Genomic DNA, 22,766 nt, shown 5'->3' with positions numbered 1-22,766 from the left:
CCAAAGTGAAATATAACTTCTATGTATTAGGCATTTTACTATTAACGCTAGGTATTGCATTCACCATTCAATCAGATCTTGGAACGTCCCCTTTTGATGCACTGTTGGTAGGACTATCTAGCAATGTAGGACTGACCGTTGGGAGTTGGGAAGTGATTATTGCTCTACTGTTAATATGCAGCAATGCCCTTTTAGTAAAACAAAGACCGGAGTTTTTAGGCTTAATCACAGCCTTGATTACAGGCATAGGGATTGATATCTGGTTATTTTTATTACATAATTTATTAACTCCAGAACTATGGTTTAGCAAAGCCATTTGTTTTGGCATTGGTTTAATGATTATCGGCTTAGGTACGGCCACTTATTTACAAACCAATTTCGCACCGATTCCTGTCGATCGCTTAACATTAATCGTCCAACAATTAACAGGGAAAAGTATATTTTTTGCACGAACATCCATTTACGTGTTGTTTTTACTATTAGCAATGCTTTTTAAGGGGCCCATTGGCGTTGGCACTTTGTTAACCGTTAGTTTAGGGGGCCTAATACTTAATTTCTTTATGCCCATTACGAAAAAATTCATAGACGGTGCTTTAACAGATGCTGCTCCATTAAGTAAGGAATAGCGTTTATAAAATGCTCGCCACAAACTGCTGTTTTGACGAGCATACTTTTGGATAAGCAATTAGGATTAATATTACCTTTCTGTTAAAATGTACTATAAACTCCATTTTACAGAGGTGAAGGAATGGAAAAGATTCAGTTTTCCCAAACCGATTATTACGTAACCTATCGTTCCGAAAAAATTGTATTTTTACCGAAGGAATATCATCTATTTAATTACTTATATCAAAATCCTTCACGTATTTTTACTAGGGAGGAATTATTGAACGCTGTTTGGTCAATGGAAAATCCAATCGATCGAACTGTAGATGACCATATTTATAGGGTGAGGAAGAAAATTCAACCCCTTTCCCCTATAATGGAAATTAAAACTATTAGAGGGCAAGGATACCTTCTGATATTGAAAGAGATACATAAAAGTCCTTTATTAACTGACAACGAAGTATCCACACAAGTTAAAAGTCTTTTTCATACATATCATCGCTACGGACAGGGAGATGCGCTAAAACTATTAGCCGAAAACCAGAATGTATTTGGCTTCCAAATCGACTTACCTAACCTTCTCTACTTCCATTTTATGAAAGGAGATTTCAGTTGGTTTCTTGAGGCACATGAAATCACCTTTTGGGAAAAATGCTTTTATTTATTGCATATCTACTCATTAGTAGAATCAGATAAAGAGAAATGCTTTGATTACTTTACTTGTGCTTTATTGGCAGAAGAAATACCCGACTATCATCGATCAGAAATGAAGTTGTTAAATCGGCTATCGTTGTTGATTTTCTCAAAACAATTGGATGAAGCAGCTACCCTTCTTCATCAATGTAAAAAAGAGATAGTGGAAAAAAACATGGAAGGCTTCATACCATTAATCTTACTTTCAGAACTATGGCTTACTCTACTTCAACAGGACATTCTTAGGATCGAAGCAACAATGCAAGAAACAGAGACAAAACTCGCAAGCTATCCTTATTTAAGAGAAAATGCGCATTTTTCCATTATTAAAGGCATTTATTGGCTTCTAAAAAACAATCAATTGAAAGCGAAAGATTTTTTTGATGAAGGATTTCAGCTACTTCAAGAAGCAAAATTCATACCTGGAATATTAATGAATATTAATATGATTGTGTTTTGCTTAGAAGACTTTGGAATAAGTGGTACACTACAAACTTACTATCAAAAATTAAAAGATAAGTATATACAAGAATACAAATTAAATGAATTACATAGCAAAATTGAACTTCAGTTACAATACCATTTAAAATAATTGTTTAAAAACTTATTTCCTCTGATATTCCTCTGATAATTGCTCGTTATGCTTGTTATTAGAAACACTAGCGTGGAGGGATTATTTATGAACAAGGAATTATCAATATGGCGCAATGGCAATTTTATTAAGTATTTTTCTGCTAACACTTTAGCCAATTTAGGAAACTGGTTTGATTTTGTGGGGGTCCTTATTTTATTCAAGTATACATGGCACGCTGACCCGATGCTGATAGCTCTAATACCAGTTATGTATGCCATTCCTAGTATCCTTTTAGGACAATTTGCGGGAGTATTTGCCGACCGAAGAAATAAACGTAAAATTCTTATTTATTCTTACTTGTTTCGTGCAGCGTTAACTTTGTTGCTTGTCTTTACGCCAACACCTTGGCTAGCTCTGCCCATCTTATTTTTGCGAAACACGGCTGGCGTAATAAGTCTTCCTGCACAGCAAGGATTAATGAGAAGTATTGTGGATGAAAAAAATATCATGCAAGCCATCACGATTAATGGCAGTCTGTTTCAGTTAGTAAAGGTCGTTGGTCCGCTTATGGGGGGTTCTGTGGCAGGAATCTTTTCTCCAAAAGTGTCTATTGCAATCAATGCCATAGCTTTCATGATTTCTGCCATATTGCTTATACAAATTAAGGTACAAGAAATCGAATCAAATGGAAAATTTGAAACTAGTCACTCTGGATTTCTTCGTTCTTGGCATGAAGGTTGGCATATCGTATTCAACAGCAAAATCCTTTTAGCAAGTATAATCTTCGGGCTATTCAGCACCTTAACTATCCAAATGATTGACGCACAGATTGTCACTTTGTTTAGTGAAGTATTCCCAAACAAACCAGCGTTTACTGGCTGGGCAATTTCCGCTATCGGAATCGGATCGCTCTTTGTGGTCATACTGCTAAGTAGATTTAAAAACATTTCTAAATTCGGTTGTTTTTTCGGTTTTGGAAGTCTTCTAATCGGTGTAATGACTGGCGGCTTTGGTTTCCTATTGCAATACAATTTCATTGCGCTTGCTATTATTCTTTCGATTATTGGCGGAATTGGAAACGGGCTAACTTTTACAGCAATCAATTACCTCATTCAAACGGAACCACCTAAGGATGCAATAGGAAGGGTTACTGGTATAATCGATTCCTTAATGAGTATTCTTTTTATTGCCGGCCCTCTTCTTGGTGGACTATTCATTACACAATTAGGAATAGTAACCGCATTTAAAACAATTGGTCTTGGACTTTGCATTATTGGCTTAACAGGGGTATCTATGCAACGCATAATTTGGAAGAAACCAAAACTTTCAAATGTTCAATTTAACGTTAAAACGGGAAATGAATCTAGTTAATGCAAGGGTTTTTAGCATTTTGCATATTACATAGTAAAAGGCCTGTAAAACAATTTTTCTTATCAGGCCTATACTAATCTAAATTATATTTGGTTGTATTCGATGATTTGTCGCTTGTTCAAAAGCATACGCAAGTTTGATTAATAAACCTTCACTATAGGCAGTACTTGCAAACGTTATACCAAACGGTCTTCCACTTTCCTTGTATCCAGCTGGTATAGCGATGGATGGATAGCCCGCCTTAGCACAAATCGTTGAACCTATATACGATGGGAAAAGAATTGCATCAAGGTCATACTTTTTTAAAGCACCATCAATACCCATTTGAGAAAAATATAAATCATCCAGCTTTGCATTCAAATATTCTGAATGCCTTAATGTATTTGGTAACAACACAATTTCTTCTAACTTATTCTGTCCGTATTTCAATGCTTTATCTGCCAAACGCTTATTAAACTGAATTAATTCAGTAATAGAGTGTACAGGTAGATGAGATGGGAGTTTGACTAGATAATTTTCCAAGCTATGTTTTAATTCAGACATTAACACAGCCCTATTCCAATCTCTATGAAAGGAGGGGATTTCTATGTCTTCAATGACTATAGCCCCCTCTCACATAAAGTGTGAAGAGCGTTCATAAATAATTTTTCATCATATTCATCAGATAGGTAAAACTTTTGGGAGGCATTTTTAAACACACCAATTTTAGCACCTTTTAAACCATTAGCTTCTAAATAAATTGAGTAATTTTGTTGTAGTCTGCCTTCACTTTTACAGGTTGCGGCATCATATTTATCAACCCCTACTAGTGCACCTAATAAAATGGATGCATCTGTAACCGTCCGCGCCACTGGTCCCGCTGTATCTTGTGAATAGGTGAATGGAATGATACCAGTACGACTAATCAATCCCACTGTAGGTTTTATACCTACTACTGAGTTTGTGATCGCTGGACTTAAAATAGAAGCATCTGTTTCTGTGCCGACAGCTAAGACGGTAAAATTCGCAGCTACTGCAACTGCAGAACCCGAACTTGATCCACCCACAAAAAGTTCAGCATCACCATATGGATTTAATACTTGCCCACCTCTAGCACTATAGCCTGCCCACATTGTGTTTGACATTCCATTAGAAAGTTCTGTCATATTTGCTTTGCCTAAAATGACTGCACCTGCTTCCCGAAGCTTTTCAACAAGAAATGCATCATGACTACTAATATGATTTTCTAATGCAAGTGTTCCTGCACTCGTATGCATGGAATCATTTGTTTCTATATTATCTTTAAGTACAACTGGTATACCGTGTAATGGACCTCTAACTCCCTTTGTCTCTCTTTCATAATCTAATGCTTCCGCAATAAAGATTGCATCAGGGTTAATTTCAAGAATCGAATTTATTTTCGGTCCATCTTGGTCATACTTCGCAATTCTATGTAAGTAATACATGACCAGCTCTTTGGAAGTTATTTCTCCATTTTCCATAGCCAATTGAATATCATTAATAGTTAACTCTTCTTGTAAAAAATCAGTAAACTGTATTCCCAATAGTTTTCTCCTTATAATTTCATTTTTCTATTGTAAGTAAATATTCTATAAAAAAATGAAAAAACCCTTTTTTAACCAATAGTATTTAGTGAAAGGTGTTCGCGTGGTTATGCAAAAGTTAATCTAAAAATTTATTTAGCAAAATCCGCAACTATATGACGAAACATCTCAAACTTATTGTAAAAATAACCACATTAAGGATGAATTTTTTTAGGCTTGCTTTTATAATAGAGGGAGAGAAGACAAAGAGGTGAACGATTTGTTAGAAGGTTGGTTTTTATGGTTTATTTTATTTTGGGTAGTCGTCCTTATTTCATTAATGGCAATTGGCGGATTTTTTATGTTCCGCAAATTTTTAAAGGCTTTACCAAAACAGGATGGAAAGTCCGATTTAGATTGGCAGGAATTTTATTTAGATAAAACGATTCATCTATGGGGACAACCTGAGAAGGAACTTCTTTATGAGCTTGTGAGCCCAGTACCTGAGTTATTTAGACAAGTTGCGAAAGAAAAAATTGCGGGTAAAATTGGGGAACTTGCTTTAGAAGAGAAAGCTAAAGCAATCGACCATGATTTGATTATTCGTGGCTACATACAAGCTACGCCCAAACGTGATCATAAATTTTTACGCAAAAAATTAGATCAACTGCAAATAGATGTCTCCCCGTACGAGCATCTTTTTGAATAATTGTATGCAAAGTAAAAGCTGCACAAAAACCGATTATCGCGGAAAGCGTCAGCCTGCAACGCAAATCAATGGCAGTAGCAACTATATTTTTTTAAGAAAGCCGCACTCTGTAAAAAGTGCGGCTTTTAATATTATTTAAATAAATGATCTAATGCTTGATAGTCTTGTTGGTAACGCCCACCGTCTGCTACTTCTGCATGATACAGCGCCTTTAATGCGTAATTCTTTTGCAAATCCATATCCGCCATCAGCTCTTTTAGTCGATCATGTAATTCACGGTTTTCCTTTACTAGCTGTTGCATCTGTGGTTTAAAATATTTCATGTCATAAACTCCTCAATTTTTAACGTGTTTCCTAGTATACCACGATACGAGATGAAATGTAGGTGTTGTATTAATTACATAATTATTTAAGACTTTTTAAACGTAAAAAAACTACAACAGCACATGTGCTAGTGTAGTTTCTTGTAAATTACATATTTTTTAGTGGAATTGTTTTTTTGATTTTTTTAAATTGCAAGAGCATTGCAATGCGCCATGGTACGAGCATAGCAAATGCTAATATCCAAAACATGCCTGCTAACTCGCCAACATCGATGGAGCTACTTAATATCATTTTCGCTATAACACGGAATATTAATAGTCCGACTAAAATAAATACAAACGCTTTGGAACGTTTTAAATAAATATCTTGACCTTTAACTTCAAATTTAGAAGTGGCTATTAAAATTGTCGAGAATACCACGCCAACAGCAGCTGCTTCTAAAATTTGCATCGGTGGCACTCGAAATTGTGGAAATAAAAACATTAATGCACCTGAAGACATTGCAATCGGTGGAATAATAATTTTCTTCTCATTTGTAGGTTTTTTGGAAGCTCTCATACGAACTACCATGACGAAGCTACCCATTAAAATGGCCATTATAGTCGAACCTATAACATAATAGTGAGAAGGGATATTGCTTAACATAAAAAATCCTCCCCTGATGTTAAATTAACAATTTTGACCAACTAATTGGTCTGCAATAGCCCTTAATCTTTCAGGCTCGAAAGGTTTCGTAATAAAATCCTTCGCTCCACTTTCAAGCGCTTCTACGATTAGTTTTTGTTGTCCTAAAGCTGTGATCATCACAATTTTTGCTTTAGGGAATTCGGGGATGATTCTTTTTACAGCGGCTATCCCTGTCATGACAGGCATCGTTACATCCATCGTTACAAGATCTGGTTGTAGCTCTCGATACATTTCTACAGCTTCTTTTCCATTCACTGCATTGCCGACTACTTCATAACCCCACTCATTAAACATATTACTGATTGTTACACGCATAAATAGCGTATCATCCACTACTAAAACTGTAGGCACGTATTCATCTCCCTCCACGTTAAAGTACGGTATGCCCTTTAGTTTAGCAGATTAGAAGCCAATAAATCCACCGAAAATAGGCTGTAATAGTCGTGTGATATATGTCAAACCATCAAAGAATAACAATATCCCTACGGCAATCATAATATAGCCGCCGACCTTTACGATTTTTTGGCTATGTTTGCGAATCCAATTCATCCGTGAAATAAAGAACGATAACACAAAGAATGGTATTGCAAAACCTAAATAATAAGCAAACATATAACTAAATCCTGAAGAAGGATTTGCTCCAGCTAACGAAATAATGGACATTAAAATTGGACCGGTACACGGTGTCCACCCCGCTGCAAATGCAATACCGATTAAAATCGAACCTATATAGCCGGAAGGTCGATTTTTAAATTGAAACTTGCGATCTTTCATTAAAAAATCAATTTGCAGTAGTCCTACAATCATTAAACCAAAAATAACAATTAATATAGCACCAACTTGACGCAATAATGTTTGATAATTGAGGAAAAACTCTCTAGCTAACGATGCACCAAGACCAATCATTATAAAAATAATTGAAAATCCTAGTAAAAAGAATAGCGTATGCAAAATAGCACGTTTTTGTAGCATGCCGCGTTCAGATTTTAGCTCATCTAAAGTCATCCCCGTTATGTATGATAAAAAGGCAGGATACAGTGGGAGTGTACATGGTGAAATGAAGCTTAAAAAACCTGCTCCAAACGCTAAAAATACGTTAATGTCAGTTTCCATATTTTACATTCTCTCCTTACAGTTACTGCCTCCATCGTACCAAAAAATAATGGAAATTGCGCCCTTTAAGCTTGTGAACGTTTCATGAAAATCGCTCTGTTTTCAAAAGTACATCTGAATTATGCGCTCGCATCGTTTTTTTTGTCAACTAAATTCATTGTTAAATAGAGAAAAGTGTTCGATTAATTTCAGTTAATCGAACACTTTCTGTAAAGCCATTGAAGTTTAATTAGCTTTTTATGAAGGAAGCAAGTGAAAATCCCTAATCTATTTATGGTATCATCCAAGCAAGGACTGTACTTTGTAAGAACGTTAAAATACAAATAAATAACAGAAGCATCACACTATATTTTAGAGCAAAGCGTAGCAATTCTGATTCCCTACCGACAAGTCCAACCGCCGCTGCTGCCACTGCAATAGACTGTGGTGAAATCATTTTCCCTGTGACGCCACCAGAAGCATTAGCAGCAAGTGCTAACACTGGCTCCATTCCAACTGATTCAGCAGTAACTTGCTGTAGCTTCGCAAACAAGACATTTGACGACGTGTCTGATCCTGTAATGAATACACCAAGCCAACCGAGTACTGGTGAGAAGAACGGGAATAACACACCTGTTTTCGCTAAAACCAATGCCAGCGTTGTCATCATACCAGCTGTATTTGTGACATAGGCATACGCCACGACGCTACAAATCGTAATGAGCGGAAATTTAATCTCATTCAACGTTTCAAATAATGTTTTGCCCCAATCGTGCCAAGAAACGTTAAAAATAAATTTAGAAACGATTGCCGCCAATAATATGGCTGTACCTGCAGCACCTAACAATTCGAGCTTGTAAAACGCCGCGATTGGCTCCCCTGTTGCGCCACTTAACACTTCATTATGTAAAAATGGGACTTCCACTGTAAAGGTCACAGCTTGTCCTAAAACATTTACACCTTTTAAAATAATATTTGCACCATCATAATTCCCCGTTAAAGCACTTTTGATGGCCGGTATTCCCCAACAAGAAATAAAAGCTGTCAAAATGATGAACGGTGACCAAGCTTTGATAATGGTAGCTCCGCTATAAGATTCTTTTGCTGCGTTTGAATCAGTTGTTACTTCACGTTCAGAAGCAAACCGATAAATCGTCTTTGGCTGCCAAAACCTCATAAACACAGCTAATGCAAAGAGCGATACTAATGCCGATAAAACATCCGGTAATTCTGGACCTAAAAAATTCGAGCTTACATATTGTGTGACAGCAAATGATATACCTGACACTAAAATGGCTGGCATTACTTCCATAGCCTTTTTAAACCCTGTCATAATTAAAACTAAAAAGAAAGGAATAAATACGGCTAAAAACGGTAATTGCCGTCCGACCATTTTTGAAATTTCTAATGCCGAAATACCTGTTGGCCCTTCCATTGCCGTTATGGGTACCCCAATGGCACCAAATGCAACGGGCGCGGTATTGGCTATTAAACAAAGACCTGCTGCATACAGTGGGTTAAAACCAAGCCCTACTAATAACGCGGCAGAAATGGCAACCGGTGCACCGAAGCCTGCAGCTCCTTCTAAAAACGCGCCAAATGAGAACGCTACCAATAATGCTTGTATGCGCCGGTCTTCCGTAATAGACAAAACTGAATGACGTATTATATGAAAATTCCCTGTTTTTACGGTGATATTGTATAAGAAAACGGAAGTGATAATAATCCAGCCTATTGGTAAGAGCCCATAAACAGCCCCCTGTGTAGCAGACATGATTGCTGTACCAATTGGCACTTTAAAAGCAATGGTAGCCAAAATTAAAGAAACAAGTAAAGTTGTTAACCCCGCCATATAGCCTTTCATTTTTTTAATTGCTAACGCCCAGAAAAAATAAAGAATAGGGATAACTGCGACAATTGCCGACCAAGTTAAACTACCCCCAACAGCTGTAAAATTTTGTGTAAATGTCAAATTACATACCCCCAAATTATGATTTCTCGCAAATACATGACAGTAGGTATTAGCAACTATTGAATCATTGTTGGTATGAGTTAATAGCTACAGCTATTCCTCACCCCTATTGCTCCCGTAACCTTCGTCAAACTTTTGTAGAAAACTACAAATGAAGTTATCTTTTAACTAACACCTACCAAATTACCACACCCATTAAATTTACTATAACGCCTCCCACTGCAAATAGATTAGGTCATCTGATGACTATATGCTAAAATTATATGAACTATAATTTAAAAATTCAATATTTTTTGTCTACAAAAAATAATTTTTACGTTCACTAATGCCATATACACATATCCCTTTATGGACAATTTTAAGTATGCACTTGAAACAGTGAGGTAAATTTTCCTTCATCATGTATAATAAAGTTATGAATGTAGAGCAATTGATTGAGATGAATGAGGTGTAGCATCTTGGAATTAAAGAAAATTAAACAGAAAAAAATATATGAAGAAGTATCAGAAATGCTCTATGAAAAAATTCGTGCAGGTGACCTAAAGCCTGGCGATCGTCTTGATTCTGTGGAGCAACTTGCTGAACAATTACAAGTTAGCAGGTCTGCTATTAGAGAAGCCCTATCGGCCCTAAAAGCAATGGGCTTAATTGAAATCAAACAAGGTTCCGGGACTTTTGTTAAAAACACGCCATCCAAATCACTGGATTTCCCACTTTCAACACTATCGTTAACGAATAAAAAAGACGTTTCACATTTATTAAAAGTACGAAAAATTATTGAGGTAGGTGCGGCTGCTAGCGCTGCTATGCATCGAACAGAAGATGATTTACAAGAGATGCTTCGCATTCTAGATGATATGAAACTTGCACAAGGTGATGGCGAACTAGGCGAAAAAGCGGATTACCAATTTCACGCGGCAATCTCAGCAGCTTCTCAAAATCCGCTACTCGCAACAATTTTAGACCAAGTATCCGGCTTAATGATCGAAACAATGAAAGAAACACGCCGCATTTGGTTATATTCGAAAAAAACAACAAGCGAAAAGTTGTATGATGAACATATGCAAATCTTTCTTGCCATTAAGCAACAAAATGAGGAACTAGCAAAACACGCGATGTCCTCTCATTTAAGTAATGTGGAAGACGTTTTAATGCAATATTTCGAATCAACTGAACGATAAAAGCCTTAGCTGCCTATGATGGGCAGCTATTATTTTTTGAAAATTGTAAATTAACACTTTCAACTTTGTAAAAGGTTGTAGTATTATTAAAGCAATCTACATACCAAGTCATCTGATGACCGGTTGAATAATTGTTCAACTAAGTATAATCACAAAAGGAGCGATGAGCGTGAAAGTTACACTGTTTGCGACTTGTTTAGTCGATATGTTTCAAGGTGAGGTAGGTAAAGCAGTTGTCGAAGTATTAGAGAGACTTGGCTGCGATATCGATTTTCCCGAAAATCAAATTTGCTGTGGCCAACCTGCTTACAATAGTGGCTACGTACAAGATTCGAAAAATGCAATGAAAAAAATGATTACCGCTTTTGAACATGCGGAGTATGTCGTCTCCCCTTCCGGGTCATGTGCCTACATGTTTAAAGAATATCCTGAAGTATTTAAAGGTGATGCTATTTGGGAACCGAAAGCGCAAGCATTAGCTGATAAAACATACGAATTTACTGAATTTATAGTAGAAGTTTTACAAGTTGAAGATGTTGGGGCTCATTTACAAGGGAAAGCTACGTTTCATACCTCTTGCCATATGACGCGATTGCTAGGCGTAAAAGAAGCACCTATCAAATTATTAAGTCATGTAAAAGGCTTACAATACGTGGAACTACCAGGAAAAGAGCGCTGTTGTGGATTTGGGGGCACTTTTTCCGTAAAAATGGGCAATATTTCTGGAGAAATGGTTAATGAAAAAGTACAAAATGTGGAAGAAACAGAAGCCGATATTTTAATTGGTGCTGATGCGGGTTGTTTAATCAATATTGGTGGTCGAATTGAGCGACAAGGTAAACCAATTAAAGTGATGCATATTGCGGAAGTGCTTAACTGCCGTTAATTTGCTTTTAGAGGAGGATAATCGAATGGCAATGAAAACAAGCGATGATAGGTTTAACAAGCGTGTAACGAAAGAGCTAGAAAATACCTTTATGCGAGGGGCGGTATCAAGTGCCCAAGAACGCTTTCAAACGCGCCGTTTACAACAAGCGGATGAGCTGGGCAATTGGGAAGAATGGCGTTCACATGGTGAGGAAATACGACAACATGTCCTTGCCAATTTAGATTATTACTTATATCAACTTAGTGAAAATGTAGCAAATCGTGGCGGTCATGTGTATTTCGCCAAAACTGCTCAAGAAGCAACGAGCTATATTCAACAAATTGCTCAAGAAAAGCAAGCAAAAAAAATTGTCAAATCCAAATCGATGGTCACAGAAGAAATTAATTTAAATCCTGCGCTTGAACAACTTGGTTGTGAAGTGATTGAAACAGATCTTGGTGAATACATTTTGCAAGTAGACGATCATGAACCACCTTCGCATATCGTCGTGCCGGCTTTGCATAAAAACAAAGAGCAAATTCGCGATGTCTTTAAAGAAAAACAAGGCTATGACAAAACAGAAAAACCGGAAGAACTAGCCCTTTATGTTCGTGAAAAACTACGTAACGAATATTTAACAGCTGATATAGGCATTACCGGTTGTAACTTCGCCATCGCAGAAAGCGGCTCCATTACACTCGTGACGAATGAAGGCAATGCAGATTTAGTAACCGCTTTACCTAAAACACAAATTACGGTAATGGGTATGGAACGAATTGTTCCTACGTTTGAAGAAATGGAAGTGCTTGTAAGTTTACTAACAAGAAGTGCCGTTGGTCAAAAATTGACAAGCTATATTACAACATTAACTGGTGTAAAAGATGAAGGCGATACAGATGGACCAGAAGAATTCCATTTAGTCATTGTCGACAATGGACGTTCAGATATTTTAGGTGGTGAATTCCAACCTATTTTGCAATGCATTCGCTGTGCAGCATGTGTTAACGCCTGCCCTGTTTACCGTCATGTAGGTGGTCATACGTACGGTTCGATATACTCAGGCCCTGTCGGAGTTGTGTTATCACCTTTGTTAGGAGGTTATGATGATTTCAAGGAATTACCATATGCCTCTACTTTGTGCGGTGCCTGCACAGATGCTTGTCCTGTCAAAATTCCATTACATCAACTGATTCATCGACATCGCCAAGTCATCGTTGAAAATGAAGGAAAAGCCCCAGTATCTGAAAAACTACTGATGAAGGCATTCGGCTTAGGTGCTTCCTCCCCTACTTTATATAAAATGGCAACGAAAATGGCATCACCAGCCATGTCACCATTTACAAAGGATAATAAAATATCAAACGGACCAGGTCCATTAAAAGCGTGGACAGAAGCACGAGATTTCCCAGCGCCGAATAAAGAAAATTTCCGCAGCTGGTTTAACAGCCGTACTAAAGGAGGTTCGGAATAATGGCAGGAAGCATTGTCAATAGAGAGTCATTTTTATCCAATATTGCGACACAACTTGGACGGGCTCCAAAAACACAACTGACAAAACCGGTTTGGCAATACCAGCCACAGGACCGTGTGTTAAAAGATGCGACGAAAGATGAACTCGTTGCTGTGTTAGAGCAGCAATGTAAAAATATTAATACAAATATGATTGTTACGACTACAGCAAATCTTGCAACCGATTTACAAAAAGTCGTAGAGCAATACGGTGGTCGCTCTGTCATTACATGGCAAGATGAACGCTATGAAAATTATGGTTTATCTCCATTTATGCATACAAAATGGCCACAAGAAGATATTGAACTTTATGTATGGGATGAAACACAGCCAGCAGAAAATATCCGACAAGCCGAAAAAGCAAACATTGGCATTACGATCAGTGAAATGACATTAGCCGAATCTGGTACTGCCGTTCTCTTTAGTGACAAGCATAAAGGGAGATCAGTTAGCTTTTTACCCGAAAAGTCGATAATTTTAATTCCTAAAAGTACTATCGTTCCTCGTATCACACAGGCAGCAAGGTGGATTAGTCAAAAAGTTCAAAATGGTGAACGAATTGCTTCCTGCATTAATTTTATTACTGGTCCAAGTAATTCTGCAGATATCGAAATGATACTAATCGTTGGTGTCCATGGTCCGATTAAAGCAACTTATATTGTCATCGAGGATCAATAAAAATTAACAACAGGCATGCGCAAAGAACCGTTGCATGCCTGTATATTTGCTTTTAAAAATCTAGAAATCGCCACTAAATCCATTGAAATCGCCACGAACCTCTTCGCTTGCGCCACTAAAACTTCAGAAATCGCCACTAAATCTCTCGTTGATGCTATTGGCCCCCCTACATGGCTAGCATCTACCTGTCTGTAATCAGTTCGCTACTCTGTGCCGTCTGCTTTGCATCGTAATATTCTGGATGTGCTTCTTTTAAGACCGCCGTACGCAGTAAGACCAGCGTGATAACGACGATAATGGCACTTGTTACAACTAAAATTCCTGTAGCTGGGAACATATCATAAAGTATGCCATATACAAGCATACCAATTGGCATCATCGACATCGCCATCGTTTCCATTAGCCCAAATACTCGCCCGCGGTACTCCTCGGCAATCAATTTTTGCATAAAAACACCTAAAGGCATATTAACGCCAATCTCAAAAATAGCAAATATGAAAAATAAGCCAATATAAAAAGCAACAATCATTGTATACGAAAGATTGGTCACTAAAGGTATAACCGCAAATACTAAGCTACTAGATAGCAACAATAAGCTTATTTTCGAAAAACGAAGCGGCACTTTAATTTCGGCCCTTGTTGCAAAATAGATGGAAGCTACTAGCATGCCGAGCGCACCTGACGCTTCAATAAAACCAAAATGATTAGCTTTAACCTTCAGTACTTCAATAATAATATATGTTCCGCCAACTACGATTGCCGAGAAAAATAAATTTATCCACAAGGACAGCCACATGACCACTTTAATGACCTTATGTTTTTTAATATAGTGAAAACCACCAACAAGCCCTTGCCATATTTTTTCTGTTTTCGCATTTTCCGCTCGTGTACTGTATAAGTTAAAATTCATCGTTGCCTCTAAGCAAAAGGCAATAGTATAGGCCACCATATGGACCATTAAAAAAACTTCCATTGAGAAAAAGCCGTACATCATGCCACCAATAACCGGTCCACCTACTGCCGCTACAGACATTGACATTTGATTAAATGACATCGCCCGCTGTAAACGTTCTGGATTAACAAGTGTTGCAATGGCTGACGTGAACGTTACCCCCGAAAATGCAGAACAGAGTGTATAAAATACGGTTGTCACATAAATTGCATTAACTGACATTCCAACGTTCTCTGTATACAACAGTAAGCCAGCCATCGTCAAAATTGTACCAGCTTGCGCTAATAATATCGTGCGCTTCTTCGGAAAATTATCTGCTACATAACCTGCTAATGGTGCAACAAGGGCACGAGGTAATATGGAGCAAATCATATTGGTTGCAAAGCTTGTTGCAGAACCTGTCATCGCTAAAATGTACAAGCTAATCCCAAAAGACAACACTTGGGTCCCTAACATGGCAATCATTTTACTGGCTGTAAATGTCCATAAATGATAGGTTGCCTTTTTATATTTCGCCGCTTCATTCATTAAAAAACCCTCCCACTTTTTAACCAAATTTAAAAGTTTAATTTTATTAAACAAAATATACCATAGCTTCCACTTCCCACGCAAGAAAAAGTTTAATATAATTAAACAAAAGGGTCTATCGTTGTTTGAGAAAATGTATGGACTTTACGAAGTTTAGTTATTATTGTTAGTAGTGAAAGAAAGGAGGCGAGGCAGTGGACTCTTTAGGGGCACGAATACGCAAACTACGAAAAGAACGAAAATTAACATTAGAGGCGCTTGCTGCCGATCGTCTAACAAAAGGCATGCTAAGTCAAATAGAAAATGATAAAGCGAAACCTTCGATGGAAAGCCTTGACTACATTGCGGAACGTCTAGGTGTGAAAGCAAGTGAATTACTGGAACAAGTAGCATCCTCTGATATACGCCACCTATTGGAGCAAGTTGAAAGCATGTTTAACGAGGCAAATTTTGGAGACGCAAACAGCCACCAGCAAATCGTTAATGTTATTCAGCCGTACATAGACGATTTATCTCTTAGCTATGAAGCGGGACGTTTGTTATATATTTATGCATATGCGCAGTATGTGGTCGGCTTCACAACATGGGAACAACCGCTTCAACAAGCGCGGCAAATTTTTAAAGAAATCAATTTATGGAGCCATTGGTTTAAAACCTTTATACTCCAGCTTGGCATATTTTCTGAAAATCGTCGCTATAACGACGCCTATCACTGTATTTTACATGTAAAAGAAGAAATTGAGCGAGAAAACTATCAGCTCGATTCACGTGACAAAGGAAAAGTGGCTTATTACATCAGTATTTTTCAGCTAGCCATTGGTGAACATGAAGCGGGTAAACAACTAATTAACGAAACAATTGAGCATGCCCATCAAAATCAATTATTTTCTCATATTGATGATTTGTATCGTATTGGTGCCTATTGCGCCATGATAGATGGTGATTTCCAGCAGGCTGACCATATGATGAAGAAGCTAGAGCAGTATCGTATTTTCGTTGAACATGATGATGTAGATGCCTTTATATACGTTTTAAAAGCCCATTATTATAACAATTATAAAAAAAATTATGAACAAGCATTAGTTGCCATTGAACATTTCAATACCCTTACTGATTCGGCTAAACTTGATAAGAACTTTTATTACGCTGAAAAGGGAAAAGCTTTATATTTACTTGGTCGTTATACGGATTCACTTTCAGTATTTAAACAATTTACAGAGACCCCTATTTTAGTTACGCACCCTTATGATTTGCTGAGTATGAATGAATGCTTATCCTATAAAGCGCTTTGCTATGCACATTTTGGCGAGCTTACAACGGCCTACGAACTTGCTAAAAAAGCCTACATGGATTCCATTGATTTAATCGACCTGCCGTATAAGAAAAAAATTGAGGAAACCTATTTTACGATTAAAGCACAAATTGATGCCAGGCACTAATTAAGGGAATAATCAATGGAAAAAGGACTTGTAGAAAATTCTACAAGTCCTTTTCATTATGCAGATTTATGATGTGCTTTTCTAATTTCTATAATTTTTGAACCGGAGAACAAGATTAAGGCTACCCAAATAATACTGAATGCCAGTAATTCCACATGACTGAATGGTTCCTTATAAAGCACGACGCCTAAAATTAACACGATTGTCGGCGCAACATATTGGATAAAGCCCAAAAGGTAAAGCGGAATATTTTGAGCACCTTTCGCAAATAAAACTAAAGGCACAGCCGTTACGATACCGCTAACAATCATTAACACATCTGTATGGATATTGACATGTAAAAATGACGCTTGGTTGGTTGAAAATAAATAAACATAATACCCTAGTGCAAACGGTAGAATAAACATAGTTTCAATCGCTAATCCTCTCGTTGCATCTAATGTAATTTTCTTTTTCAATACCCCGTAAATAGCGAACGACAGGGCAATTAGAATGGCCACCCAAGGAACTGTACCATAGTTGACCGTTAATATAATAACCGCAATAAATGCAATAGCTGTTGCAACCCATTGGGCACGACTTAACGTCTCTTTAAAGAATACAACCCCAAAAATAACGGACAATAATGGATTAATATAATAGCCAAGACTTGTCTCAATTAAATGTTCGTGCGTTACAGCCCAAATATATAAATACCAGTTCATTGAAATAACAAAAGAAGCACAAGCTAACTGCCAAAAGTTTTTCTGATGTGTCCATAAATATTTTAAATCTGCTAGTAAATCTTTCCGCATTCCAAAAAGTATGACTGCGAGCACTGTAAAGACGAAGGACCAAATAACACGTCCTAATAAAATTTCCATACTTGGCACATGCTCAAGTAGTTTCCAATAAAGTGGGAATGCTCCCCAAATAGCATAGGCGATAAACGCTGCCCATACCCCTTTTTTCTCATTTGACATTGTCTTAAATTCTCCTACTCTTCTTAAATCAATTGCGACGCTCTTGCAGGTCACAACTATAACATTCAATCATAATGTGAAAGAATAGACTAATTATAGGACTTTGACTGGCAACTGTAAATGCACAATTTTACTATGTGCGTATTGTTTTCTGCTAAAAAACCTTGATATTACGCTTTATTTTCACTCTCAAGCTCAGAAATATATTTGCGTACCATACTATAACTAATATCTGGATTAATTTGACGTTTAATACGAATATGAATTTCTTTTATGCCTACCCCCTGCTCTCGTAAATCTCGAATCATCGATTTTAACGGACCTGATAAGGATTCTCTTGACAGCGCTGTATACTTACTAAGCTCAATTAACAAGTCTGTATTTTGGCGACGAAGTTCCTTTAATTCGTCGACAACACAATTATATTCTGTAAGCTTTTTTTGTAACACCGCATTTTGTTGTTGCAACTTTTGCATATCTTCAGTAAGCTTGATGTTTTGTTTTTTTAAAGTTTTTCGCTCTTGCTCCAAGACAACTTGTTTTTCATCTAAATCGCTATGCATCGCATTAAACAATTCTTCCATATGCAATAATTCCTTATAACGACTTTCGGTTAATAGCATCATCGTCTCTGTCGTTTTCACAGCAAATGAGCCATCTTGCATTTTTTCACATGATAATGCTGATAGATCCATTTTATTCATCATTTTTTCTCACTCCATTACTATCCTGTTCTTGTAATGGGATTGCTTTGTTTAACATCTTTCAGCTTCCTTTTATATGATAATCATTCTCATTTATTTTATCATAATGAGAAAAGCACATTTTGTCAAAATAAAAAAGATCCCTTGTTAAATCCAAGGAACCTTCTGCACTAAATTCACCTAAAAAGAAAACGCATAATTCTTTTATTACGATTAAAAACCCAAATACGAATACTTTTGTAAGTAGCCATTATTCCGGTTCAGTCACAGTATTTATTCATTTTCTCGTCTTAGCAATTGAATATCTTGTAACGTTAGGTTTGTTCACTCCATAATCTGGTCATTACTATTTTCTATAATAATCATCTTTCTTCCAATGGCTTTCATTCCTTCTAGCATCCCCTTTTGGAAGCCCACTTTCCTTCATTATTTTAACCCCCTATGTAATTGCCGCTTCCCAGTATGTCACGAAAAATGCTGTTCAATGTGATCATGTCAGTCTGCTTTATCCTTATTCCATTCAAGAGCTTTTCGTTCCATATCTTTCACAAAAGCATCTTTGCCCTCGATATAAGAATCTATATTATAAGGAAATTGGTGGGCTAAATTTTGCTTTAAAGTTCCATACTTCTTCATTTCATCTGGATGGGCTATTAAATAGTCTCGAAAAGCCAGATGCCTTGTGATCTCACAACTCCCAATCTGATAAATGTGAACATGATGTGTGCGATTGTCCCCACCTTTTTGAAAATATCTACGTTGAACAATTCCATTTTCACCTTTAGGGACATACCCGATCTTTCGCATTTCTATATTGTATTGATCGACATTGTGAATATCTTTAACAACAGCCATAATGTCGATTATTGGTTTCGCTTTTAAACCTGGAACAGATGTACTACCTATGTGATAAATCGCTATCATTTCATGTTCAAAAATAACGTTCAGTTTTTCAGCCTCTTCCCTAAACATGTGAATCCAATTCTCACTATATGACCTTATCTCTACCTTTCGCACAACCAATCCCCTCCAAATCATTTTTATTTTATCATAGAATATTTACGTTTAACGTCACACCATTCATTCAATAAAAAAAGAGCTGCATAGGCAACTCTAGGGTCATCCGTATTCTCCTCACTAAAGAAGGTATATCGCTGGATGCTTTTTAAAACTACGCTTGTGCTAAAATTTTATTAATCTGCCCATTAATATTTTCGTTACTTACACCACCGTGGTAACAAATCACAGACGCAATGTCTAAATCTACATATTTCTTTAAAGTTTGTTGTGCAAGTTCTATATCTAGCGTCGTCGGTATATGAATTCCTTGCAATGTTCCATTTTCGCTATACATTGAATCTCCGGCAACAAGTATTTTACTTTGCTTTAAATATAAGCTGATATGACCTGGGGTATGCCCTGGCGTATGGATTACACGGATGCCACCACAATATGGCAATTCTTGATTGTCGTTCAAGAGTTCATCTACTTTTCCCTTTGGTGGATTTGCAATGTGGCCGTCCTTCAATAAAGGTAAATGTCCCTCGATATAAGGCACATCGAGTTTATGGGCGTACACTTTAATGCTAGCATTATCATGCTGCACTAGTTCAGGGAGACTACCAATATGGTCTATATCCTGATGTGTTAAAATCACAACTTTTAGTTTCTTGAATGCCACTCCATGTTGATCCATGGCTACAAGCAAATCTTTCATTTGACCTGGACATCCAGTGTCAATTAAAACGGCCATTTCCTCGTCCCAAATAAGCGTTGGGTAAATGATCTGTCCATTAAAATCAAGTTCTAGACTCGCTACTCCCTTTGATACTTCCATAACTTTGTTCTCCTTTACCATTTGTTTTCACATCCTGCAGAACAGACGGTTTGCGCCAAAATAACGTACGCAATGTTTCAAAATTCACTAAAATCGTACCCGCAATGATTGTCACAGTACCTATGGCTGTTAGCCAAGAAATATATTCTTGATAAAAGAGTACACCTAGAATAACAGCGATTAATGGTGAGATGTACAGCCATGTAGACGGAAAAACAGGATTTGTTCGTGACACCAGCCAATAATAAATACTATGACCAATCATCGAGCCAACAATCGTTAAATAAAGAAGAGAGCCAATTGAAGATGGACTTATAAAATAGTCAAGCTCAATATTCTCGATAAAGAAAGATAAAATGAGTAATAGCATACCACCATGTATCATTTGCGCTGCGTTTAAAGCAATCGGTGATGTAGTACTATATTTTTTAATCACATGTTTCGTATAAATCGTGCCGGATGCATAAAAAACTTCTCCAATTATAATGGCGATACAACCGACCATCCACAAAGGACTAACCTCAATCGAAAAACTAGGTAAGATCAACAACGTGACACCTATCATTCCAACAACGCAACCAATAAATGCGTTTCGATGTCCTTTTTGCTTTAATATGAATGTCTGAATAACGATAATCAGCATCGGACCTGTAGCAGATAAAACAGCTGCTATACCTGATGTCACATACTGTTCTGCCCAGTATAATGCGGCAAACGTCCCGAAGGTTAAACCTAAGCCTGTAAATAACATCTCCTTTCGAAATAATAAACTGATTGTCGCTTTTTTTCTCCATACCATATAACTAAAGAGCAGCAAACCAGCTATACTAAAGCGCAGTCCCGCTGAAAAAAATGGCGGTACACCTGCATCCACACCAATTTTAATCGCTAAAAATGTCGTACCAAAAATTAAACACATAAAAAAGTAATTCATCACAATCATATAAGACCCCTCCTCTTTTTCTATCATAAGAGAAAGAAGATAGAACAGATTGAAAAACATAGAACAGTTTGCATTAAGTCATGGTACAATCATGTTGAATGGGAGGAATCGATGTGAGCAAAGCGTTTCAACATGGAGATTTTCTTTTTGAGAAAGTATATGATTATGTACTGCACCGAATAGAGCGTAACGAATGGAAAGCGCATGAGAAGATTCCTTCTGTGCGACATTTAGCAACTGAAATGAATATGCATCGATTAACCGTATTAAAGGCGTATCGATTACTCAAACAACACAATAAGATTTATGTAAAAGATAAAGTAGGCTATTTTGTCCAAGATAAAGTGTCTGAAAATTTCAACTTCAAAGACCAAGAAAGCCCAATTATTGCAGCTTATGTCCCTTCAAATCAATTATCCGAAATTCATCAATCAGCTGTTGCCTATCATTTTTCACAGGCATTAATTGATCCAAATCTTTTACCTAATCATTACTTTTCAGATTACGTAAAAAAAGTGTTTGACCTTTATCCAAAAGTACTTGCAACTTACTCGACGGTGCAAGATGATTTAGAGCTACGTGAAGCACTTATTCAATATTTTATCGGTCAATATAAAACACATCTCACTGCAAATGAGCTATTCATTACATCTGGCTCTCAGCAAGCGATTCACTTAGTCGCTCAAACTTTTATAAAGCCAAGAGACGTCGTTTTATTTGAACGCCCAAGTTACAGTGCTGCCATTGATATTTTTAAAGCACAAGGAGCTGACATTGTCACGGTGGAAATCCATCCTGGTGGGTATGATTTACAGCAGGTTGAATACTATATGAAACAATACAAACCACGGTTATTTTATGTTAATCCAACATTTCACAACCCAACTGGTTTTACTGTACCTAGCGAGCAGCGCAAAAAATTAGTGGCATTGGCTGAACAGTATCGTTGTCTAATTATTGAAGACGATGCCTATCACGATATCTATTTTGACTGTGCCCCACCACCACCTATTTACACATACGACACTGCAGGAACAGTTATTTATCTTCGAAGCTTTTGCAAATATATTTCACCAGGTTTAAGAATTGCCGCCGTTATTTGTCAATCTTCCTTAATGAATTTACTGTTAACAGAAAAGTCACTTGCAGATAATGGTTCCCCACTACTCAATCAAAAAATTTTCCTCCATTACTTTTCTTCTTTAAGATTACAGCAACATTTGGAGAAAATTCGTATCGCCCTCCAAATACGAAAGGAAATTATGGAGGAAGAACTAGCAGGAACAGGGTGGCACTGGATAAGTCCTAATGGTGGTTTAAATTTATGGGTGCAGCTCCCTGAAAATCTACCACCTGACTTACTATTTACAAAATGTATAGAACAGTCGATTTCCTTTGTACCAGGTCCAGTTTGTGATTCATTAAAGCAATCATCGTCGTGGATTCGTTTAAGTTATTCTTATGCAAATGAAAAACAAATAAAGGAAGGGATTAAAAGATTGATTGCAGTAGCGCAATCCCTTACTGAGTGAGCTTGAATGCTGAACCTCGGGCTTCTTATTCATTATAAGAAGATAGTGTTACTAAATTAAAAAAACTCAACTAACTATTTAA

The 22,766-nt window shown here is 37.0% G+C and carries 21 protein-coding genes and 1 pseudogene; 10 read left to right on the top strand and 12 right to left on the bottom strand.

Going from position 1 to position 22,766, the window contains the following annotated elements:
- Nucleotides 1-5 precede the first annotated feature (5 nt).
- The 3 genes from ACKVEV_RS04160 to ACKVEV_RS04150 all read left to right on the top strand — a co-directional run bounded on the left by ACKVEV_RS04160 (nt 6) and on the right by ACKVEV_RS04150 (nt 3,244).
- On the top strand, nt 6-626 hold the full coding sequence (locus tag ACKVEV_RS04160) for a YczE/YyaS/YitT family protein (protein WP_409369143.1): 621 nt from the start codon (nt 6-8) through the stop codon (nt 624-626).
- 122 nt (nt 627-748) lie between these two features.
- Complete coding sequence (locus ACKVEV_RS04155; RefSeq protein ID WP_409369142.1) at nt 749-1,891, top strand: winged helix-turn-helix domain-containing protein; 1,143 nt, start codon at nt 749-751, stop codon at nt 1,889-1,891.
- Between the two features lie 87 nt (nt 1,892-1,978).
- Entirely contained in the window at nt 1,979-3,244 is a 1,266-nt protein-coding gene (locus ACKVEV_RS04150; RefSeq protein WP_409369141.1) for an MFS transporter, read from the top strand.
- A 78-nt stretch (nt 3,245-3,322) separates the two neighbouring features.
- On the opposite strand, the pseudogene ACKVEV_RS04145 reads toward ACKVEV_RS04150, so the two are convergent.
- Nucleotides 3,323-4,788, bottom strand: a pseudogene (locus ACKVEV_RS04145) (amidase family protein).
- A gap of 259 nt (nt 4,789-5,047) precedes the next feature.
- On the opposite strand from ACKVEV_RS04145, the gene ACKVEV_RS04140 reads away from it, so the two are divergent.
- Nucleotides 5,048-5,476 carry a DUF2621 domain-containing protein gene (locus ACKVEV_RS04140; RefSeq protein ID WP_409370495.1) on the top strand — a complete coding sequence of 143 codons (429 nt, stop codon included), beginning with the start codon at nt 5,048-5,050 and terminating at the stop codon, nt 5,474-5,476.
- 131 nt (nt 5,477-5,607) lie between these two features.
- Here the strand turns inward: ACKVEV_RS04140 and ACKVEV_RS04135 are convergent, their stop codons facing one another.
- The 5 genes from ACKVEV_RS04135 to ACKVEV_RS04115 all read right to left on the bottom strand — a co-directional run bounded on the left by ACKVEV_RS04135 (nt 5,608) and on the right by ACKVEV_RS04115 (nt 9,551).
- Nucleotides 5,608-5,799 carry a hypothetical protein gene (locus ACKVEV_RS04135; protein ID WP_340824768.1) on the bottom strand — a complete coding sequence of 64 codons (192 nt, stop codon included), beginning with the start codon at nt 5,797-5,799 and terminating at the stop codon, nt 5,608-5,610.
- Nucleotides 5,800-5,947: 148 nt separating this feature from the next.
- The gene (locus tag ACKVEV_RS04130) at nt 5,948-6,445 is read right to left on the bottom strand and encodes a CcdC family protein (protein WP_409369140.1); all 498 of its coding nucleotides are present in this window, start codon (nt 6,443-6,445) and stop codon (nt 5,948-5,950) included.
- A gap of 24 nt (nt 6,446-6,469) precedes the next feature.
- On the bottom strand, nt 6,470-6,856 hold the full coding sequence (locus ACKVEV_RS04125; RefSeq protein ID WP_409369139.1) for a response regulator: 387 nt from the start codon (nt 6,854-6,856) through the stop codon (nt 6,470-6,472).
- A 33-nt stretch (nt 6,857-6,889) separates the two neighbouring features.
- On the bottom strand, nt 6,890-7,600 hold the full coding sequence (locus ACKVEV_RS04120) for a cytochrome c biogenesis CcdA family protein (protein WP_409369138.1): 711 nt from the start codon (nt 7,598-7,600) through the stop codon (nt 6,890-6,892).
- A gap of 271 nt (nt 7,601-7,871) precedes the next feature.
- On the bottom strand, nt 7,872-9,551 hold the full coding sequence (locus tag ACKVEV_RS04115; protein WP_409369137.1) for an L-lactate permease: 1,680 nt from the start codon (nt 9,549-9,551) through the stop codon (nt 7,872-7,874).
- A 458-nt stretch (nt 9,552-10,009) separates the two neighbouring features.
- On the opposite strand from ACKVEV_RS04115, the gene ACKVEV_RS04110 reads away from it, so the two are divergent.
- The 4 genes from ACKVEV_RS04110 (at nt 10,010) to ACKVEV_RS04095 (ending at nt 13,787) form a co-directional block, all read left to right on the top strand.
- Complete coding sequence (locus tag ACKVEV_RS04110; protein WP_409369136.1) at nt 10,010-10,732, top strand: FadR/GntR family transcriptional regulator; 723 nt, start codon at nt 10,010-10,012, stop codon at nt 10,730-10,732.
- 169 nt (nt 10,733-10,901) lie between these two features.
- Complete coding sequence (locus ACKVEV_RS04105) at nt 10,902-11,618, top strand: (Fe-S)-binding protein (RefSeq protein ID WP_409369135.1); 717 nt, start codon at nt 10,902-10,904, stop codon at nt 11,616-11,618.
- A gap of 25 nt (nt 11,619-11,643) precedes the next feature.
- The gene (locus ACKVEV_RS04100; protein WP_409369134.1) at nt 11,644-13,071 is read left to right on the top strand and encodes a LutB/LldF family L-lactate oxidation iron-sulfur protein; all 1,428 of its coding nucleotides are present in this window, start codon (nt 11,644-11,646) and stop codon (nt 13,069-13,071) included.
- Complete coding sequence (locus ACKVEV_RS04095) at nt 13,071-13,787, top strand: lactate utilization protein C (protein WP_409369133.1); 717 nt, start codon at nt 13,071-13,073, stop codon at nt 13,785-13,787. Before ACKVEV_RS04100 ends, ACKVEV_RS04095 begins: the two co-directional genes overlap by 1 nt.
- 181 nt (nt 13,788-13,968) lie before the next feature.
- Here ACKVEV_RS04095 and ACKVEV_RS04090 read toward each other — a convergent pair whose 3' ends face one another.
- Nucleotides 13,969-15,267: an MFS transporter gene (locus ACKVEV_RS04090; RefSeq protein WP_409369131.1), complete on the bottom strand. Its 1,299-nt coding sequence runs from the start codon at nt 15,265-15,267 to the stop codon at nt 13,969-13,971.
- A 194-nt stretch (nt 15,268-15,461) separates the two neighbouring features.
- Between ACKVEV_RS04090 and ACKVEV_RS04085 the strand changes: the two genes are divergently transcribed.
- Nucleotides 15,462-16,706: a helix-turn-helix domain-containing protein gene (locus tag ACKVEV_RS04085; RefSeq protein WP_409369130.1), complete on the top strand. Its 1,245-nt coding sequence runs from the start codon at nt 15,462-15,464 to the stop codon at nt 16,704-16,706.
- Between the two features lie 56 nt (nt 16,707-16,762).
- Here ACKVEV_RS04085 and rarD read toward each other — a convergent pair whose 3' ends face one another.
- The 5 genes from rarD to ACKVEV_RS04060 all read right to left on the bottom strand — a co-directional run bounded on the left by rarD (nt 16,763) and on the right by ACKVEV_RS04060 (nt 21,152).
- On the bottom strand, nt 16,763-17,668 hold the full coding sequence (gene rarD, locus ACKVEV_RS04080) for an EamA family transporter RarD (protein WP_409369128.1): 906 nt from the start codon (nt 17,666-17,668) through the stop codon (nt 16,763-16,765).
- Nucleotides 17,669-17,838: 170 nt separating this feature from the next.
- Nucleotides 17,839-18,375, bottom strand: a complete 537-nt coding sequence (locus ACKVEV_RS04075) for a hypothetical protein (protein WP_409369127.1) — start codon at nt 18,373-18,375, stop codon at nt 17,839-17,841.
- Between the two features lie 492 nt (nt 18,376-18,867).
- On the bottom strand, nt 18,868-19,389 hold the full coding sequence (locus tag ACKVEV_RS04070) for a GrpB family protein (RefSeq protein WP_409369126.1): 522 nt from the start codon (nt 19,387-19,389) through the stop codon (nt 18,868-18,870).
- 154 nt (nt 19,390-19,543) lie between these two features.
- Nucleotides 19,544-20,209, bottom strand: a complete 666-nt coding sequence (locus ACKVEV_RS04065) for an MBL fold metallo-hydrolase (protein WP_409369125.1) — start codon at nt 20,207-20,209, stop codon at nt 19,544-19,546.
- Complete coding sequence (locus tag ACKVEV_RS04060; RefSeq protein WP_409369124.1) at nt 20,172-21,152, bottom strand: DMT family transporter; 981 nt, start codon at nt 21,150-21,152, stop codon at nt 20,172-20,174. Before ACKVEV_RS04060 ends, ACKVEV_RS04065 begins: the two co-directional genes overlap by 38 nt.
- A gap of 113 nt (nt 21,153-21,265) precedes the next feature.
- Here ACKVEV_RS04060 and ACKVEV_RS04055 point away from each other — a divergent pair, with 113 nt between their 5' ends.
- Nucleotides 21,266-22,684, top strand: a complete 1,419-nt coding sequence (locus tag ACKVEV_RS04055) for a PLP-dependent aminotransferase family protein (RefSeq protein ID WP_409369123.1) — start codon at nt 21,266-21,268, stop codon at nt 22,682-22,684.
- The last annotated feature ends 82 nt before the right edge of the window (nt 22,685-22,766 follow it).

Origin of the sequence: Lysinibacillus sp. 38-6 (genome assembly GCF_046245175.1) — a bacterium.
Lineage (GTDB): Bacteria > Bacillota > Bacilli > Bacillales_A > Planococcaceae > Lysinibacillus.
This window is presented reverse-complemented; position numbering and strand designations above follow the sequence as displayed.